This is a genomic window from Marinoscillum sp. 108, from assembly GCF_902506655.1.
Lineage (GTDB): Bacteria > Bacteroidota > Bacteroidia > Cytophagales > Cyclobacteriaceae > Marinoscillum > Marinoscillum luteum.
This window is the reverse complement of sequence record NZ_LR734808.1, coordinates 986,170-1,004,137: the sequence shown is the minus strand read 5'-3', so window position 1 is coordinate 1,004,137 and position 17,968 is coordinate 986,170. Positions and strand designations below refer to the sequence as shown.

Sequence of the window (17,968 nt, the reverse complement as noted above, 5' to 3'; positions counted from 1 at the left end):
TGCGTTAGGTTGAATGAAATATTTAATTTAGAAAGAAAAACATACCCTATGAAGAAGATTGCGTTACTCGTCGTTTGTTTGTCCATGTTTGGATTGGCCAATGCCCAAATATCCAAAGGTGAACACTTTTTGGGAGGCACCGTGAATATTAGCGATAATGACGGATCTGGTGCGTTTGTCCTGTTGCCTGAGTATAGGTATGCTATTGGGGATCGCGATTTACTCGGACTCTCAATCGGATATATTTCACGATCTGTACCCGATGTTTCCTACGCTGTTTTTCATCCCAACTACACCCGGATATTCCCGATAGAAGGAAGCTTCTTCTGGCTTTTGAATGGCTACCTTGATTTGAGTTTTGGAGATCAGGAAAGAGTGGCACCAGGTATAAGCCCGGGTTTGGGTTATCGGGTTCACAGAAGCACAGTGGTTATTCTTCGAAGTGGAGGCATTTCTTATGATTTCAAGGCGGATTACTTCGACTTGGGGCTGAATACGTCCAATCTGGGCATGAGTGTCTACTTTAGGATAGGAGGCCAATAGGCAGAAGTTTTAATATCTCATTTTATTAGTATTTTTACCATCATTATTTGCATTTTACTAAAATAATGATCTTATTTACTTCCATAATGTGGAAGCTATGAATAAGAATGCTAATATATTTAGAGTGAAGGATCTGCTGACCGTGGCAGCGGATGTGTCATTTGATGACGAGTATGCGCTTAAACTCAATTCCAAGAAATTAAAATCGGGTAAGTGCCAGGTGAAATTTTATGCGACCATTCGGGAGCGTAAAGACATGTACGGCTATGTATTGGTGGATGCGAATAAGACCCTTCGGGATGTGGTGGTTACCATCAAGGAAAAACTTCATACCATCCGACAGACCAGAGAGTTTCATCATTTACATTTGTATTCTATTGGCAAGTCAGGACGGGATGATATGAATTTCATTATTTTCGATAGCTGATCCCCACATGGATAAAATGTTACGCTATATCATTAATCGAGCAGAGTTGTGAGTATTATCGCTGAAAACATCAAATTTCTTAGAAAGCAAGCCGGGTATACCCAAGAGCAGTTTGCCAATCAGGTGGGCATCAAGCGGTCGGTGGTGGGTGCCTATGAAGAAGCCAGGGCCGAACCCAGGCTTCAGACATTGATGAGCATCGCTGAGGTACTCAATGTGAGCACTGACGATTTGATTGCCACAGACCTGACCACAGGAAAGGGGAGTTCACCTCGGGATAAGGTGAGAATATTGTCAATTACTGTGGACAAGGAGGATAATGAAAATATTGAATTGGTACCCCAAAAGGCAGCTGCCGGCTATATGAATGGATATTCCGATCCTGAATACATTTCGGAACTTCCCAAATTCAACCTTCCAATGCTACCCAAGAATGCAACTTACAGGGCATTTGAGATTTCGGGAGATTCTATGTTGCCCATTACTTCCGGATCCATTGTCATTGGTAGGTACCTTGAAAGCATTACGGAGATCAAAAACGGTAAAACCTATGTGCTGGTGACTGACCGTGAGGGGGTGGTTTATAAACGCGTGTTCAACTATATAGAGGAGAAGGGGACCCTTTACCTGGTTTCTGACAACAAGTCCTATTCAGCATATGAAGTGGATCCAAAAGAAGTAATGGAGATATGGGAAGCCAAGGCGTATATAAGTATACAGTTTCCTGATCCTGAAGCCGCAAATGAACTTTCTATTGACAAAATAGCGGGCATGGTGCTGAACCTTCAGCATGATGTAAATGAGATTAAGAAAAATATCGGATAAACAACATCTCATTTTTTCCTCCTTCGTAATAATAGACTTGATTTGCGTTGGTTTCAGCTCTAGCTCTCGACTATCCTTGAAGAAGTTTCTTTTTACTGTCTTTTCCTTGTTTTCCCTCGTTGCATTTGCACAGACCACCACGGTCTCGGGCAAAGTGATTGAATCTGCTACAGGTACGCCTATACCTTTTGCTAATGTGATTTTCACAGGAACACAAGATGGTACCATCACCGATTTTGAAGGCAATTTCATTGCCAAGACCATTCAAAAAGTCGATTCAATAGAGGTGCGGTATATTGGTTTTATTATGCGGGCCAAACCCCTCGAGAGAGGGCGCGACCAAATCATCAACTTCCAAATGGATGAGGATGTGAAGACTCTGGGCGAAGTGGTGGTATATGCCGGTGAGAATCCGGCCTGGCCGATCATGCGCAATATCATTCGCAATAAAGGCCTGAATGACAAGCGGAGCTTGAGTGCCTACCAGTATGAAAGCTATACCAAGGTTGAATTTGATGTAGATAATATCTCAGACCGGTTTAGGAACAGGAAGATTGTTAAGAAAATCACCAACGTATTGGATAGCATTGAGCAGATTGCCGGTGAAGATGGGATGCCCATTTTGCCTGTGTTTATCTCAGAGGCGATTTCTGATTTCTACTACAAAAGGGACCCCAAGTTTAAGCACGAGAACATCATCAAAACCAAAGTAAGTGGGGTAGGGATCACTGATGGCACACTTACCTCTCAGGTCATTGGTTCCACATTTCAGGAATACAATTTTTACCAGAACTGGCTCAATATTGTCACCAAAGAGTTTGTTTCTCCGATCACTGACGGATGGAGACTCTATTATGAGGTGTATCTGGAAGACAGTGCCTACATCAATGACCAATTTTGCTATCGGATTGATTTTTATCCCAAGAGAGAGCAGGATTTGGCTTTTACGGGTACGATGTGGATTACCAAAGAGGAGTATGCCCTCAAACGAATTGATGCGTCCGTACCTAAGGCAGCCAATCTGAATTATATTGAGAAAATTAAGATTCAACAGGATCTCATCAAGACATCAGCCGGTCCCTGGTTGCCGGAAAAAACACGGGTGGTAGTGGATGTGTCACAGGTCACAAAGGAAACGGCAGGTATGCTTGCCAAATTTTATGTCTCTACCAAAGATCACATTGTTAATCAGCCCAAGCCCAATAGCTTCTATCTGAATCCCGTGGTGATGGAGGAAACCGTTCGCGATTATGATGAGCAATATTGGGCTGAAAACCGGCACGATTCACTGTCACCTACAGAGATCAATGTATTCAGTATGATCGATTCCATGAAACGAATACCGGTTGTCAAAACCTATATGGATCTGGCCAAATTTGCTGTGAACGGGTATTATAAGGTTGGTGCGATGGATGTTGGACCTTACTCTACTTTTTTTGGGAATAATAATATTGAAGGTGTACGGGTAGGTTTCGGGGGTCGTACTACCATAGATCTGAGTCGGAAGTGGACCTTTGGTGGTCACTTAGGGTATGGGTTTGATGATGAACGCATCAAATATCGATTTTACGCGGACAGGATATTAGACAGGCAACCGTGGACCAACATCAAATACGAACAGCAGCGGGAAGTGGAGCAGGTCTGGTTGCTCAATGAGCAGATTGAGCCTAATAGCCTCTTTTATTCCCTTAGCAGATTTGGCACCCTTACTCAGCCCTTTTTGATTAATAAGTACAGATTGAGTCTCTTCAGGCAGCTCAGCGCGGGGTTTGGAGCGACGTTTGCAATGAAACACGAATCCTTCGATCCGTTCTTTGATTTTCAGTACTATCGTAGCCCCGGAGACACTGAGACCTCAAGCATGTACAAAGTGAGCGAGGCTTCCGTATCGATGCGATATGCCAAGGATGAGCTTTTTGTGATCAATGACAATGAAAGACTCAGTCTGGGGACCGTCCGGTGGCCAGCGTTCAACCTGGATTATACCTATGGTTTCAAGGGAGTGTTGGGTAGCGACTTCAACTATCACAAAATGAAACTCTCGGCAGAGAAGGATCAGAAAATGGGCATCCTGGGAGTGTCCAAAATCAAACTTACCGGTGGATATATAGTCGGAGATCTACCGTACACTTTGCTGTACAATACCATTGGTAACGAGACCTTCTTTTATGTGGATTTTGCATACAATCTAATGGACTACTTTGAGTTTAGTACAGACAAGTACATTGAATTTAGGTACCGACACTCCTTTGAAGGGTTTATTCTCAATACCATTCCCCTGATGAAGAAATTGAAATGGCGCTTGATTGGTAGTGCTAATATGCTTTATGGTGACATTAGCGATCGCAATCTCGCCATGACCAGAAATAAGATGGTGGATGGGGTAGAAGTGTTGCCATTCCATCAGCTAGACAACAGACCCTATGTGGAGCTGGGTTATGGAGTGGAAAACATCTTTAAAATTTTCTCTGTGGAAGCCTTTCATCGCCTCACTTATCTCGATCGCCAGGATGTTCGTAAATTTGGTTTGAAATTCAATATCCAACTCATCCTATAGTGATATATCGAGCTCTGATTTGCATTTTTATTTTGGCAGGTTGCTCAGACCATCAGAGATATCCCATCTCAGAGGTCTCGGTAGGCCCTGATTATTATCTCACTGCTTTGAAAGCTATCAACTCGGAAATCAGGGATAAACCCAAGGACGTATTGCTGAGGAAAAAGCGCTTATTTATCAATCAAAAGCTTAGGTGGCCTGAGGAAGCAGACGATGACCTCAATTTTATTATTTCCAATGCCGGATTGGATCAGGAGGTATATCTCTATGGACAGGACTATTTCAGAACTCACCATTTGTATGAGAAAATGCTTGATTATGTGGCGCATTGGGAAGAGCTGAATGGTTTTTCGGGCGATAATCTTCAATGGAGGGTTATTGCCTTGTCCGGCCTAGGGCGGGAGAGAGAAGCCCAAAATCACCTGTGGGATTTGATACAAGTGAGCAAGGAAGATCCTGAGAAGTTGGCCTTTGCCGCACGCACCTATCTGAAAATGGAGGATACTACCAGGGCCCTGTATGCATTTAGCAATCTTTCCAGAGCTAATAGCGATCATCCGTCAGTACTTCATGCCTATGTGCCATTACTTTTGGAGCACAACCAGTTTGAAGAAGCAGGTAAGGTACTGGAGCGACTGCAGATTAATGTTGATGATGCTGAGGGGCAAATACTTGCCGCAAAGACCCTTTATGAACTGGGAAGGAGTGAGCAGGCCCATTCCAGGTTACGGGTTTTGAACAGTTTGGAGGTCTACTATCAACGTGCCATTTGGTACAAGCAGGACAATCAGTGGGATTCGGCTACCTATTATCTCGATTTGGTTATTCAGGAAGACAGCTCATCGCGGGCTTTACTGGCGAAAGCCGAGATCTTCGAAAACCAGGGTTATCTGAATCAATCTTATGCCCTCTCGTCATTGGTTTTTGAAAAAGATTCTACCAATTCAATTGCCGAAGAAATGGCTCGAAATGTTGGTCGAAAAATTGCATATTTGCGGAGTTTGAGGGAAAGAGAGAAGAGAATCCCCATTTTAGATATTTCATCAAAGAAAGAGACTGAGAATGAGTGAAATTAAAATCACTTTACCGGATGGTAGTGAAAGGCAATATGAAAAGGGCGTAACGGCCATGGATGTGGCCATGGACATCAGCGAAGGGCTGGCTAGAAATGTGCTGGCCGCCAAGGTAAATGGCGAAGTAAGAGATGCTACCCGGCCTATTAACGAAGATGCTACACTCAGCCTACTCACCTGGAATGATGACGAAGGGAAGTCTACCATGTGGCACTCATCTGCCCACCTGATGGCCGAAGCCCTGGAGGCGCTCTATCCCGGTGTGAAATTGGGCATAGGCCCGCCGATTGAAAATGGCTTTTACTATGATGTAGATTTCGGAAATCAGGTATTTGATGCCGAAAACCTCAAAGCCATTGAAGACAAAATGTTGGAACTGGCCCGGGAAAAGAATCCCTATGTCAGAAAAGACATCAGCAAGCAGGATGCGGTCGATTATTATCAGAAAAAAGGGGATGAATATAAGCTCGAATTGCTTGAAGGCCTGGAAGATGGCAACATCACCTTTTATGAGCAAGGCAACTTCACCGACCTTTGTCGTGGACCACACATTCCTCACACAGGTTTTATCAAAGCTGCCAAGGTACTGAGTATTGCTGGTGCATACTGGCGTGGTGATGAGAAGCGAAAGCAGTTAACCAGGCTGTATGCCATCACTTTCCCAAAGCAAAAGGAATTAACCGAATACCTCGCACTGCTGGAGGAAGCAAAAAAGCGAGACCATCGAAAGATTGGCAAGGAGTTAGGACTTTTTACCTTCTCAGAAAAAGTGGGGAAAGGGCTTCCTTTGTGGTTGCCCAAAGGAGCAGTCCTTCGTGAGCGTCTGGAGAACTTTCTGAAGAAAGCGCAGGTAAAAGCGGGGTATGAGCAGGTGGTGACTCCCCACATAGGTAGTAAGGAACTGTACGTGACATCTGGTCATTATGCCAAATATGGCGAAGATTCCTTTCAGCCTATTCGCACCCCGGCAGAAGACGAAGAGTTCTTGCTGAAACCCATGAACTGCCCGCATCACTGCGAAATCTATAAATCAAGTCCGAAATCGTATAAAGAATTGCCTGTCAGGTATGCGGAGTTTGGCACTGTCTACAGATATGAGCAAAGTGGAGAGCTTCACGGGCTCACCAGGGTAAGGGGCTTTACTCAGGATGATGCGCATATTTTCTGCCGGCCTGATCAGGTGAAGGCTGAGTTTGCCAAGGTCATTGACCTGGTGCTTTATGTGTTTAGTGCCTTGGGCTTTGAAGATTTTACTGCTCAAATTTCTCTAAGAGACCCTGAGAACCCTGATAAGTACATTGGTAGTGATGAAAACTGGGACAGAGCTGAGCGGGAAATCACTGAAGTAGCCGCGGAGAAGAAACTTAAGACCGTGGTAGAGCTTGGTGAAGCTGCGTTCTACGGACCCAAACTAGACTTTATGGTCAAGGACGCCTTGGGTCGAAAGTGGCAGTTGGGAACCATTCAGGTGGATTATAACCTGCCCGAGCGATTTGAGCTGGAATACACCGGCACTGACAATCAGAAGCATCGGCCGGTGATGATTCACCGGGCACCATTCGGATCCATGGAGCGCTTTGTAGCCATCCTGATCGAAAGTACGGCTGGAGACTTCCCGGTGTGGCTGGCACCTGAGCAGATTGCGGTGTTGCCTATCTCCGAAAAGTATCACGATTATGCCCATTCGGTATACTCTTTCCTCCAGCAGGAGGATATTAGAGGATATATTGATGAGCGCGATGAGAAAATCGGGAAAAAGATAAGGGATGCCGAAGTAAAGAAGATACCTTACATGCTCATAGTAGGAGAGCAGGAGTCAGAGAGCGGAAGTGTGTCTGTTCGTGCTCATGGCAAGGGAGACCAGGGCAGTATGAAAATCGAAGAATTTAAAGATTTCTTTAACAACACAGTAAAAGAACTGTTAAATAAAGGAAATTAGCATTTTATATAAAGAGAAATAATAACGATATTTGCGTTTTATTTTTCAATGGTAGAACCAAAAAAGGAGGATTACAATTAGTAGACCATACAGAAAGCCGTATAGGGGTCGCGTAGAAGAGCCTTATAAAGTGAACGAAAAGATCAGAGCTCGCGAGGTGCGGGTAGTTGGTGACAATGTTGAAGTGGATGTATATCCCATCGAAAAAGCATTGGAATTAGCCAGACAACAAGGATTAGACCTGGTGGAGATCTCTCCCAAGGCCGAACCGCCTGTTTGTAAGGTGATCGACTATTCAAAGTTCAAATATGAGCAGAAGAAGAAGCAAAAGGAGATCAAAGCCAAAGCTCAGAAAACTGTCGTAAAAGAGATCAGATTTGGACCCAATACGGATGAGCACGATTTCAACTTTAAGTTGAATCATGCGATCAAGTTTCTCAAGGAAGGCGCCAAAGTGAAAGCTTATGTGCACTTCGTGGGTCGAACAATCGTTTTCAAAGAGCGGGGAGAAATCCTTCTTTTGAAATTTGCGCAGGCCGTAGAGGACTATGGCAAGGTAGAGTTACTTCCCAAGTTGGAAGGTAAGCGCATGTCTATCATCATTGCAGCGAAATCAGTAAGTAAGAAATAAATAGTAGGAAATGCCGAAGGTAAAAACCAATTCGAGTGCTAAAAAAAGATTTAAACTGACAGGTACAGGTAAAATCAAAAGAAAGCACGCATTCAAGAGTCACATTTTGACCAAAAAGGAAACGAAGCAAAAGAGAAATCTGACGCACGCTACTTTGGTTCATCCAAGTGACGAGAGAAACGTTAAGCACATGCTTAACCTCTAATCAAGGTTCAATAGTTTAACCCGATAATTTGGCTCACAAGCTCAGTAATGACTGGCGCCAATTGTCAAAAAAGAAAAACAAATGAGATCAGTAAATCATGTAGCATCCAGAGCTCGTCGTAAGAAGACGATGAAGCAAGCCAAAGGGTACTGGGGCAGAAGAAAGAATGTCTGGACGGTAGCAAAGAATGCCATCGAAAAAGGTATGCAATATGCTTACCGTGACAGAAAAGTAAAGAAAAGAGAATATAGAGCACTTTGGATTCAGAGAATCAATGCAGCCGTGAGAGAATATGATTTGTCATACTCTCAATTCATGGGTCAGTTGAAAGCTGCCAATGTAGAGATCAACAGAAAGGTTCTTGCTGATTTGGCAATGAATCACCCTGATGCTTTCAAAGCTGTAGTAGATTTAGCGAAAAAATAAGTGTTTAACAGTACTTACTGATTTAGAAGCCTGACGGAAACGCCAGGCTTTTTTTATGTCTTTATTTGATGGAGAAGTCCAGGTGGTACCCGCGTTGCTTCAGCTCATGGTACTTACGCTCATCAAACATGTACTTATAGGCTCCTTTTTTGGAGCCTGATTTATCCTTTTCATCCAACCGCACCAATACATCTGTGGCCAGTATCTTTTTGCGGAAGTTTCGATCATCGATGCTTTTGCCATAGATACCCTCATAGAGGCGCAGCAATTGCGGAAGGGTAAACTTCTCAGGCAACAGCTCAAAACCGATAGGAGTGGTTGTGGCGTTGCGGCGTAGTTGCTCCATGCCCAGCTGGGTCATGTCGAGGTGATCCATGACCAGATCGGGGAGTTGCTCCAGATCAAACCAACCCGCTCCGTGACTGTTTACCACTTCCTTTTGGATAGAATCCAGTTTGATGAGACTCCAGTATAGTACCGATACCACTCTGCCGCCCGGATCTCGATGAGCTTTTCCAAAGGTGGAAAGTTGTTCCAGAAACACACCGTCCAGCCCGGTGAATGTTTTCAGTACACGCTGCGCACCGGCCAAGAGGTCTTCGTTTTCGTTAACAAATCCACCAATGAGCGACCATTGTCCAGCAAAGGGCTCTACTTTTCTTTGAAATAAAAGTAACTTCAGGTTCTCTTCGGAGACATCATAGCCAAACACCAAACAATCAATGGAAACCCACATGGTTGGATGCTGATAAGTCATGATGAATCGTGTTTTGTGATTGTTGTTAGTCAACTGTAAGCGTTAAATTTACGTTTATAGTTTGAGAATGTAAAATTCCGTTTAGCCCAGAATACCCAAAATGAAACGTGTCGCCACCATCAAAGATATTGCCAGTGCGCTGGAAGTGTCCACCTCTACCGTATCCCGCATCCTCAATGGTAAGAACCAAAGCAATGCTCAGTTGGTCAAGGAGGTGAAGGCCATGGCCCGTAAACTGAATTATCAGGTAAATACTGCGGCCAAAGGACTCAGAACCAATAAGACGAAACTGATTGGGATCATCGTGCCTGAGATTGGTGATGATTTCTTTGCTGCCATACTATCCGGTATGCAGGAAGCCTCAGAGGAACTTGGGTACAATCTGCTGGTTTGCCAGTCTAACGAATCCAAAAAGAAGGAAAATCAATTGGTAAAGTCTTTGATTGCTTGTAATGTAGAAGGGATTCTGATCGCTCCGTCTAAGGAAACCCACAACATCAATTTCCTTAAGGGCCTGCCTGCTCTGGGTAAGCACGCGGTGATTTTTGATCGAATCATAGACCAGGAGGTTTTTCCTCATATTTCATTTGATGATGAGGAAGGTGGCTACCTTGGAGGTAAGTACCTAATAGCTTCGGGGCACCGAAAGCTATTGTTTATAGGACTCTCTCAGGCGCTAAAGAATGGCGTGGCCAGACTAAGTGGATATAATAAGGCTTTGGGTGAAAGCGGCCTTCCGAATTGTACGGCAAGTTTCCTGGATACGGATGGTACTGCCTCTGAGATTCTTGACCGATATTGGCAGGAAGGGGCATACGATGCAGTGGCTTGTTACAATGACCTGATCGGAGCCCAGGTGATTGCCCACTTCAATGTGATAGGAGTGAAGGTGCCACAGGAGGTTTCGGTTTTGGGTTTTGACAACCGGCCATTGTGTGAGTACACCTTTCCCAGATTGTCGAGCATAGAGCACTCCACCAATAAAATGGGCCGCATGGCCGTGACCACTCTTCTGGATTTACTGAATGAAACCGAGTCAGAGGCTTTGGATATTGCGCCGAAGTTGGTTGAGAGAAATTCTGTTTTGGATAAGAGTTGAACAGGTATAAGCTTCAAGGAGAATTTATACCTTGATTCTTTCGAAACCTCTATAAACAAAAAAAACCCTCTGAAAATCAGAGGGTTTTGCAATTTTTTGCGGTATGGACGGGACTCGAACCCGCGACCTCCTGCGTGACAGGCAGGCATTCTAACCAGCTGAACTACCACACCGTTTGCTCAATTGCGTTGCAAAACTATACCCTTACTTCTTCAAATGCAACACTTCATTTCAAATATTTTAAATGTGTTTTTCAATTCGGTTAAAATGTCTGAAAAGGGTATTTATGGCTACATTTGTACCTCAAAATTTTTCAATACATGCACTTAGAATTCGAAAAACCAATCGTAGAATTAGAAAGCAAACTGGCAGACATGAAACTGTTGGCCCAGCAGAGTGATGTAGACGTGTCGGCGGCTATCACAAAATTGGAAGAAAAGATTGTGAAGTTGAAAGAAGATACTTTTGAAAACCTGACCCGGTGGCAGAAAGTTCAGTTATCCAGACACCCCGAACGACCTTACACACTGGATTATATTTATGAAATTTCCGATGATTTTATAGAGCTCCATGGTGATCGTACGGTGAAGGACGATAAGGCCATGGTAGGCGGATTTGCCAAAGTAGACGGACTCTCGGTGATGATTATCGGTCAGCAGAAGGGTCGCAATACCAAGCAGCGGCAGGAACGTAATTTTGGTATGGCCAATCCAGAAGGTTACCGAAAGGCCCTACGTCTGATGAAGCTGGCAGAAAAATTCAATACCCCTGTGATCACCCTGATAGATACTCCTGGAGCTTTTCCGGGTATAGAGGCAGAAGAGCGTGGACAGGGAGAGGCTATAGCCCGAAACCTGAAAGAAATGATGACCCTCACTGTACCTATAGTAAGTGTAGTGATTGGGGAGGGAGCTTCTGGTGGTGCTTTGGGTATTGCCATAGCTGATAAAGTATTGATGATGGAAAATACCTGGTATTCGGTGATCTCTCCTGAGTCGTGCTCATCAATTCTATGGCGTAGCTGGGATTATAAAGAACAGGCTGCAGAGGCGCTTAAATTGACTGCCAAGGACATGCTTCAGCATAAGTTGATTGATGGCATCATTAAGGAGCCCCTTGGTGGAGCACATACAGATATGAAGGCGGCTTCAAAAGAGTTGAAGAAAGAAGTGGTGAAGCATATTAAGAGCCTGGAGAAACTTTCCGTAGAGAAACGAATTGCCGAACGAATCGACAAGTTTTCAAATATGGGCGTAGTGGCCTGATGCAGATGATTATCCGCACAGGGTATTGGGATGTGTTAGTGGTGGAAATCGGTATTTATAGCGATTTGACTTTATGAAACTAGGTCTCGTATTATCTGGCGGTGGTGCCCGGGGAATCGCACATTTAGGGATTATCCAGGCGTTGGAGGAAGAGGGATTGTCGTTCCATATTGTTTCCGGCTCCAGTGCAGGAGCACTGGCCGGTGGTCTCTATTGTGCGGGATACACCCCATCGGAGATATGCGGCTTTATTGAAAAAACCAATTTCCTCACGACGTTCCGCCCGTCATTTAACTGGCGAAGCCTGCTCAATATCGAACGGGCTTCGCATGAGCTAAAAAAGTACTTTCCGGAGGATTCCTTTGAAGCCCTTAAAATTCCATTGTGTGTATCCACCACCGATATCAAACGAGGGAAGGTAAAGGTCTTTAAGAAGGGCCAACTTATTAAACCCATCCTGGCTTCCTGTAGTATCCCTGTGGTATTTGATCCGATAGTCATAGGTAAAAGAACATTGGTGGATGGAGGAATTCTGGACAACCTTCCTTACGCATCTATCCAGAAGAGTTGTGATAAGATCATAGCCCTGCATTGTAATCCCATCGACAAGGGATATGAGTTGGGTAATTGGCGCGACCTGATGGAGCGCTCCATGATGCTGACTGTCACTCAGAATGTTCATTCCAGAAAGAAGCACTGTGACGTGTTTCTGGAGCCTCCTGGACTGAGTAAGTTTAAGGTGTTTGATTTTAAGCAGGCTCAGGCTATTTACAAGTTCGGATATAAGTATGCTCGAAAAGCCATCAAAGAAGGAGCATTGAAGAAACTATAACCCCATGAAGAAATTGTTTTTTAGATTTTGCTTTAGGCTGACAGGCTGGAAGATGAAAGGCCAGCGTCCCGACCTGAAGCAATATGTTGTGATCGTGGCACCACATACGAGTAACTGGGACTTTTTTGTGGGGGTGGCAGCCAGGAGTATTAGTGGATTGAAGAGTCACTTTCTGGCCAAAAAATCACTGTTTGATCTTCCTGTGGTGGGGTGGTTTATGCGGGCTGTAGGTGGATTTCCGGTGGATCGATCGAGGAATACCAACATGGTGGATCAGGTCGTAGAGTTATTTCAGCAGCACGAGGAGTTTATTATCACCATTACGCCGGAGGGCACACGGTCATATGTGCCAGAGTGGAAGACCGGCTTTTACAGAATCGCCCACAAGGCTGGAGTACCCATCGTGATGGTGGGTTTTGACTTTGAGCACAGAGTGGTGGAGTATCGGGAGCCTTTTTACCCAACAGGGGATATGGAAGCGGACCTGGAGTTCATCAAATCCTATTATAGATCCATCAAAGGCAAGCACCCAGAGAAGGGAGTGATATAAAAAAAGCGCCACAAGGGCGCTTTCATTATTTTTTAGTCGTTGTTCGTTTGGTTCTGCGTTTGGGTTTTTCTTCCTCAATCACTTCATCCTCAACATCTGAGAGGATTCGGCCACAGTGCTCACAAACTATGATTTTCTTCTTTTCACGTATTTCTGCTTGCTTCTGCGGGGGCACCACATTGAAACAGCCGCCACAGGCGCCACGCTTTACCGGTACCACAGCCAGGCCATTTCGCATGTTCTCTCTTACTTTCTCGTAAGATTTCAGCAATCTGTCTTCTACCTGCTTAGCCGCTTTATCTCTATCTTTCATGAGTTTCTGCTCATCCGCTTCTGACTCACTTGCGATAGTATCCAGTTCGTTTTTCTTAGAATCAAGATCTTTTGTGCGCTCTGATAGAATACCTTCAGTCTGGGCAATCTCTTCTTTTTTCGAATCGATTTTTACGTAAGCTTCTTTGATCCTCTTTTCAAGAATTTGAATTTCAAGCTGCTGCAACTCCACCTCTTTGGTGATGGCATCATATTCGCGGTTGTTGCGAACATTCATCTGCTGCTCTTCATACTTCTTGATGAGTTTCTCAGCGTCTTTGATGGCGGTCTTGTTGCTCGCTATATTTTCTTCTAGTTCCGCAAGCTCTGAGTTTTGTTTCTCAACTCTCGTCTGGTAACCAGCAATCTCATCTTCAAGGTCCATTACCTCATCGGGTAAGGCTCCTCTGATCTTCAGTAGTTCATCACGTTCAGAATCGATGGATTGTAATTTTACGAGGCTTTCGAGCTTTTTCGCTACGGTGTTTTCCATGTAGTATTACAAATAATTGATAGGATTCGTTTGTACCTCCGATAAACGGAGTGCAATATTAGTGAATTTTTCGCTTATTATATCATAAAGCAAGTCCTTTGTGAACTGCTCACTTTCGAAGTGTCCAATATCCGCTACCACGATTCGGTTATCGGCTTCAAAGAAGTCGTGATATTTGAAATCGCCAGTGACAAAGACATCAGCTCCTGTACCTATTGCTTTAGTGAGCAGGAAGCTTCCAGCTCCTCCACAGAGGGCCACTTTTGATACTTTTTCCTTGCAAATTGGGGTATGTCTGACACAGTCGGTGCGCATGGTTTGCTTGAGGTGACGGAGGAATTCTGATGCGCCCATGGGGGAGGTGAGGTCACCCACTATGCCTGACCCTACTTCCTGGTTTGTATTGCTGAGTGTGGAGAGGTAATAGGCCACTTCCTCATAGGGGTGACTATTGTGCAGGGCACTGACCATGCGATGCTTGAGGTGGGAGGGGAAAATGAGCTCGATCCGCTTTTCATTGACCGTTTCATCCACATGGTGGTTGCCAATATGCGGGCTGGAGCCGTCTCCTGGTCGAAAAGTGCCTGTACCTTCCGTCTGAAAGCTGCAATGGTCATACTGACCGATCTGCCCGGCACCGGCTTTGTACAGGGCATCCAGTACCTGCTGGGCATCTTCATGGGGTACGAATGTAACCAGCTTGGAAAGGACCTCCGACTTTGGACTTAAAACACGAATGTTCTTCAGCGATAATTTCTCAGCAATTTTTCTGTTTACACCGAGGTGCACATTGTCGAGGTTGGTATGGATGGCATAAAGTGCAATGTCATGTTTTAGCGCCTTGATCACACATCGTTCCACCCAGTGTTTTCCGGTCAGACTTTTGAGTCCTTTGAAAATCAACGGGTGGTGGGCGATGATGAGGTTATCTCCATTGCGAATGGCCTCATCAATAACTTGCTCGGTCACATCCAGTGTAATGGCAATCCCCGAAATCTCTGCATTGGCATCACCAACGAGGAGCCCTGAGTTGTCATAAGACTCCTGATAGCTGAGCGGTGCAAATTGCTCTAAGAAATCTGTAATATCTTTGATTCGCATAGTAAACTCCCTTTATGTATTGGTGGCAAGTTATTGTATTTCCTTTTGCACTTTTGTTTGACCTGATCATCAGGCTCAGAAACCTGCTCTATGATCATGGGGTAAAGAAAACGGTTCGCTTTGATACAAATGTAGTGGTAGTAGGTAATCTATCCATAGGCGGTACCGGGAAAACACCAATGATTGACTATCTGGTGAGGTATTTTCAAGGACAGGACAAGAAAATATGCACTCTCAGTCGTGGCTATGGGCGGAGAACTTATGGCTTTAGGTTGGCTACCATCGCTGACACACCTGATACTATTGGGGATGAGCCCTACATGTACCTGCAGAAATATCATGGGATAGTTCCTGTGGCTGTAGGGGCAGAGCGTGACCTGGCCATCTCTGAGTTATTGGGGCATGTGCCGGATGCGCATGCCATTTTGCTGGACGATGCTTTTCAGCACCGAAGAGTCACGCCTTCAGTGTCGATTGTGCTTACTACCTATGAAAATCCTCTGCACAGAGACTATTTGCTGCCGGCAGGAAGGCTGCGTGAAGCACGACGTGGGGTGCAGCGTGCGGATATCGTGGTGGTGACCAAGTGTCCGGAATATATGAGTGAGGCAGATCAAGTAAGGATGCGGCATGAGATCCAGAAATATACCTCAGCAGCAGTGTATTTTATGACTGTACAGTATGATCCTTTGGTGCCGGTTTTTCGGAATGGGTGTGAACTCAAAAGAAACGTACTGGGCATTTCAGGAATGGCTAATCCTGAGCCTTTTGAAAATTACCTCCACCGCAACTATGCCGTGAAGCACACTTATAACTACAGAGACCACTATCGCTACAAGCCAGCGGATGTGCGTGACATTCTCCGTGAAATGGACGAAGATACCAGCCTGATCACCACAGAGAAAGACATGGTGAAGCTGAAGCAGTTTCAGGAGCTGCGCGATTATTCCTGTTTTTATCTGCCCATTCGTACGAAATTTTTAAAGGACGAATCGTTATTCCTGTCTAACCTGGAGTCGAAACTGAAAAACTATGCCCAAGAACCTATTTGATTATACTTTTGCGCTGTGAAAAAATCACTATCGGCAATACTTCTTTTGATGAGTCTGCTTTCAGCAGCTCAAATCACGGATGATTCCAGTGAACTGGTTTACGGATCTAAAACCACGTTGATCATTTATGAGAGCGATCTGAAAAACAATCAGGAGAAGGAAAGGCACCCTGATACGACACTTTACGAATTAGAGAAATTCACCAAACTCGATATAGAGCGACGAAAGTTTCAGGACCTGGGTAACAATGGGACAGCCCTGTTCCCGATTTTTTACCCGGCTCCAAAGGAGATAGGGCGTACCAGCGGTCTTTCGGTTTATGATCCTTACATGATTAACCCTGACCAGCTAAAATACTATGACTCCAAGTCGCCACATATCAATCTGATGGTGGTATTTGGGGGAGAAGGTCGATCTGTGGTGGACATGGCCTTTAGCCGGAATGTCAACGAAAACTGGAATGTGGGTTTTGATATTTATCGGATCACCTCCGATAAGCAGATTGGTAAAAGTGGTCAGCAAGATCGCAATGTGGTGGGTACGGTTTTCGATTTGTATACTTACTATAAACACAAGGAGAAGCCTTATAGCGCCATGTTTCATATGGTGAAGATGGGGTACGATATAGAAGAAACCGGAGGTATCTATATAGAGGATCTGTCTCAGGCGACCAAAGCAGACCTATTTGAATACCAGGATTCTGACATCCAGCTTTCAGAGGCCCGGTCTAATGATGATCGACTTAATTTTCACCTCTATCACCAGTATAACTGGACCACCCCACTGCAATTTTATCATCAGTTTGATTTGAAAAATCAGGAGGTAGGCTTTCAGGACTTCAAAGATGTGTCCAGCGGGACTGATGTTACCTATGGTGGTTATTACGATCAGTTTTTGCTGGGGACGGATAGTACCTATGAGCGATTTACGTGGAAGGAGATGGTCAATGAAGTGGGGATTAAGGGAGATCTGGCCAACATCTTTTACCGCCTATACCTCAAAAGGAGAGACCTTGATTTTGACAACCTCTATCAGGACCCTACGCCGCGTTTCAGTGAGATGTTTTTGGGTGGTTATACCCGGTTTGATTGGAAAGACCAGTTCAACATAGAGGCGAAAGGAGAGCTGATGCAAAGTGGTGAATACCAGCTGACTGGTCAGCTCAATTCCGACTTCCTCTTTGGGTCATACAAGTCTGTGCGGTACAAGCCAGCCTTTATTTATGAGAAGTATTTTGGCAACCATCACGAGTGGAATCAAAGTTTTGCTTCTGCTTTTAGCAATGAGATAACCGCTGGTCTGCAGGTGGATTTGGGCTTTTTGAAGATCAGGCCTCAGGGCAGGTTGCTGAGCCTGGATAAGTTCTTCTACTTTGATGAAGAGAAAACCGCCCAGCAGAGTGGCGATGTGGCCATTATGGCTTCATTGGGTGGCGATTTTAATTTCAGGTTGTACACGAATAAAGCACTCAAAGAAGCTTTTCATCTGGAAAATGAGGTATACTATACGAACACTTCTGGCGGGGGCGCTGACCATATGGAGGTTCCACAGTTTTTTTACAATGGCCGTTTTTTCTGGCGTGGATACTGGTTTAAAGATACCATGGGGGTGGAAGTGGGTATAGATGTACATGCCAAAAGTCAGTATTACGCAATGGGATATGCACCTGAGATCCAGCAGTTTCATTTGCAGCGAGAGTTTCTGATCGAGCAGTTTTACACCGCAGACCTTTTTCTGAGTATGAAAATCAATAATCTAAGAGCTTTTGTGAAAATGACCAATATCAACCAGCAAAGTAATGATGGCTATTTTGTGACACCCTATTACCCGGGGCAGTCTCAGGTGATGGATTTTGGTGTGAGATGGATGTTTTTTGACTAA

Annotated in this window: 18 protein-coding genes and 1 tRNA gene; 15 read left to right on the top strand and 4 right to left on the bottom strand. The window is 44.7% G+C overall.

Going from position 1 to position 17,968, the window contains the following annotated elements; genetic code table 11:
* Positions 1-48: 48 nt before the first annotated feature.
* From GV030_RS04145 to rplT, 9 genes are all read left to right on the top strand, one after another.
* Complete coding sequence (locus GV030_RS04145; protein ID WP_159580095.1) at positions 49-543, top strand: hypothetical protein; 495 nt, start codon at positions 49-51, stop codon at positions 541-543.
* 97 nt (positions 544-640) lie between these two features.
* Positions 641-970, top strand: coding sequence for a hypothetical protein (locus GV030_RS04140; RefSeq protein WP_159580093.1), 330 nt, complete (start codon positions 641-643; stop codon positions 968-970).
* Positions 971-1,018: 48 nt separating this feature from the next.
* Positions 1,019-1,795, top strand: a complete 777-nt coding sequence (locus tag GV030_RS04135; RefSeq protein ID WP_159580091.1) for a LexA family transcriptional regulator — start codon at positions 1,019-1,021, stop codon at positions 1,793-1,795.
* A gap of 76 nt (positions 1,796-1,871) precedes the next feature.
* A complete protein-coding gene (locus tag GV030_RS04130) occupies positions 1,872-4,352 on the top strand; it encodes a DUF5686 and carboxypeptidase-like regulatory domain-containing protein (protein ID WP_159580089.1) in 2,481 nt (826 codons plus the stop codon).
* A gap of 107 nt (positions 4,353-4,459) precedes the next feature.
* Positions 4,460-5,422: a lipopolysaccharide assembly protein LapB gene (locus GV030_RS04125; protein WP_159580087.1), complete on the top strand. Its 963-nt coding sequence runs from the start codon at positions 4,460-4,462 to the stop codon at positions 5,420-5,422.
* The gene (gene thrS, locus GV030_RS04120) at positions 5,415-7,364 is read left to right on the top strand and encodes a threonine--tRNA ligase (protein ID WP_159580085.1); all 1,950 of its coding nucleotides are present in this window, start codon (positions 5,415-5,417) and stop codon (positions 7,362-7,364) included. Before GV030_RS04125 ends, thrS begins: the two co-directional genes overlap by 8 nt.
* 130 nt (positions 7,365-7,494) lie before the next feature.
* Entirely contained in the window at positions 7,495-7,995 is a 501-nt protein-coding gene (gene infC / locus GV030_RS04115) for a translation initiation factor IF-3 (protein ID WP_159580083.1), read from the top strand.
* Between the two features lie 10 nt (positions 7,996-8,005).
* Positions 8,006-8,200, top strand: coding sequence for a 50S ribosomal protein L35 (gene rpmI / locus GV030_RS04110; protein WP_159580081.1), 195 nt, complete (start codon positions 8,006-8,008; stop codon positions 8,198-8,200).
* 81 nt (positions 8,201-8,281) lie between these two features.
* Complete coding sequence (rplT, locus tag GV030_RS04105) at positions 8,282-8,626, top strand: 50S ribosomal protein L20 (protein WP_159580079.1); 345 nt, start codon at positions 8,282-8,284, stop codon at positions 8,624-8,626.
* 61 nt (positions 8,627-8,687) lie between these two features.
* Here the strand turns inward: rplT and GV030_RS04100 are convergent, their stop codons facing one another.
* Entirely contained in the window at positions 8,688-9,383 is a 696-nt protein-coding gene (locus GV030_RS04100) for an NUDIX domain-containing protein (protein ID WP_159580077.1), read from the bottom strand.
* A gap of 100 nt (positions 9,384-9,483) precedes the next feature.
* Between GV030_RS04100 and GV030_RS04095 the strand changes: the two genes are divergently transcribed.
* Positions 9,484-10,482, top strand: a complete 999-nt coding sequence (locus tag GV030_RS04095) for a LacI family DNA-binding transcriptional regulator (RefSeq protein WP_159580075.1) — start codon at positions 9,484-9,486, stop codon at positions 10,480-10,482.
* Between the two features lie 99 nt (positions 10,483-10,581).
* On the opposite strand, the gene GV030_RS04090 is transcribed toward GV030_RS04095, so the two are convergent.
* Positions 10,582-10,655, bottom strand: a tRNA-Asp gene (locus tag GV030_RS04090).
* A 147-nt stretch (positions 10,656-10,802) separates the two neighbouring features.
* Between GV030_RS04090 and GV030_RS04085 the strand changes: the two genes are divergently transcribed.
* The 3 genes from GV030_RS04085 (at position 10,803) to GV030_RS04075 (ending at position 13,129) form a co-directional block, all read left to right on the top strand.
* On the top strand, positions 10,803-11,747 hold the full coding sequence (locus tag GV030_RS04085; RefSeq protein ID WP_159580073.1) for an acetyl-CoA carboxylase carboxyltransferase subunit alpha: 945 nt from the start codon (positions 10,803-10,805) through the stop codon (positions 11,745-11,747).
* A gap of 73 nt (positions 11,748-11,820) precedes the next feature.
* Positions 11,821-12,579, top strand: coding sequence for a patatin-like phospholipase family protein (locus tag GV030_RS04080; RefSeq protein WP_159580071.1), 759 nt, complete (start codon positions 11,821-11,823; stop codon positions 12,577-12,579).
* A 4-nt stretch (positions 12,580-12,583) separates the two neighbouring features.
* The gene (locus GV030_RS04075) at positions 12,584-13,129 is read left to right on the top strand and encodes a lysophospholipid acyltransferase family protein (protein ID WP_159580069.1); all 546 of its coding nucleotides are present in this window, start codon (positions 12,584-12,586) and stop codon (positions 13,127-13,129) included.
* A 25-nt stretch (positions 13,130-13,154) separates the two neighbouring features.
* Here GV030_RS04075 and GV030_RS04070 read toward each other — a convergent pair whose 3' ends face one another.
* On the bottom strand, positions 13,155-13,934 hold the full coding sequence (locus GV030_RS04070; protein ID WP_159580067.1) for a zinc ribbon domain-containing protein: 780 nt from the start codon (positions 13,932-13,934) through the stop codon (positions 13,155-13,157).
* A gap of 6 nt (positions 13,935-13,940) precedes the next feature.
* Positions 13,941-15,035, bottom strand: coding sequence for a Nif3-like dinuclear metal center hexameric protein (locus tag GV030_RS04065; protein ID WP_159580065.1), 1,095 nt, complete (start codon positions 15,033-15,035; stop codon positions 13,941-13,943).
* Positions 15,036-15,049: 14 nt separating this feature from the next.
* On the opposite strand from GV030_RS04065, the gene lpxK reads away from it, so the two are divergent.
* Together lpxK and GV030_RS04055 are read left to right on the top strand one after the other, a co-directional pair.
* Positions 15,050-16,087 (top strand): tetraacyldisaccharide 4'-kinase, encoded by a 1,038-nt coding sequence (gene lpxK / locus GV030_RS04060; RefSeq protein ID WP_159580063.1) that lies wholly within the window; start codon positions 15,050-15,052, stop codon positions 16,085-16,087.
* A gap of 15 nt (positions 16,088-16,102) precedes the next feature.
* The gene (locus tag GV030_RS04055; RefSeq protein ID WP_159580061.1) at positions 16,103-17,968 is read left to right on the top strand and encodes a putative porin; all 1,866 of its coding nucleotides are present in this window, start codon (positions 16,103-16,105) and stop codon (positions 17,966-17,968) included.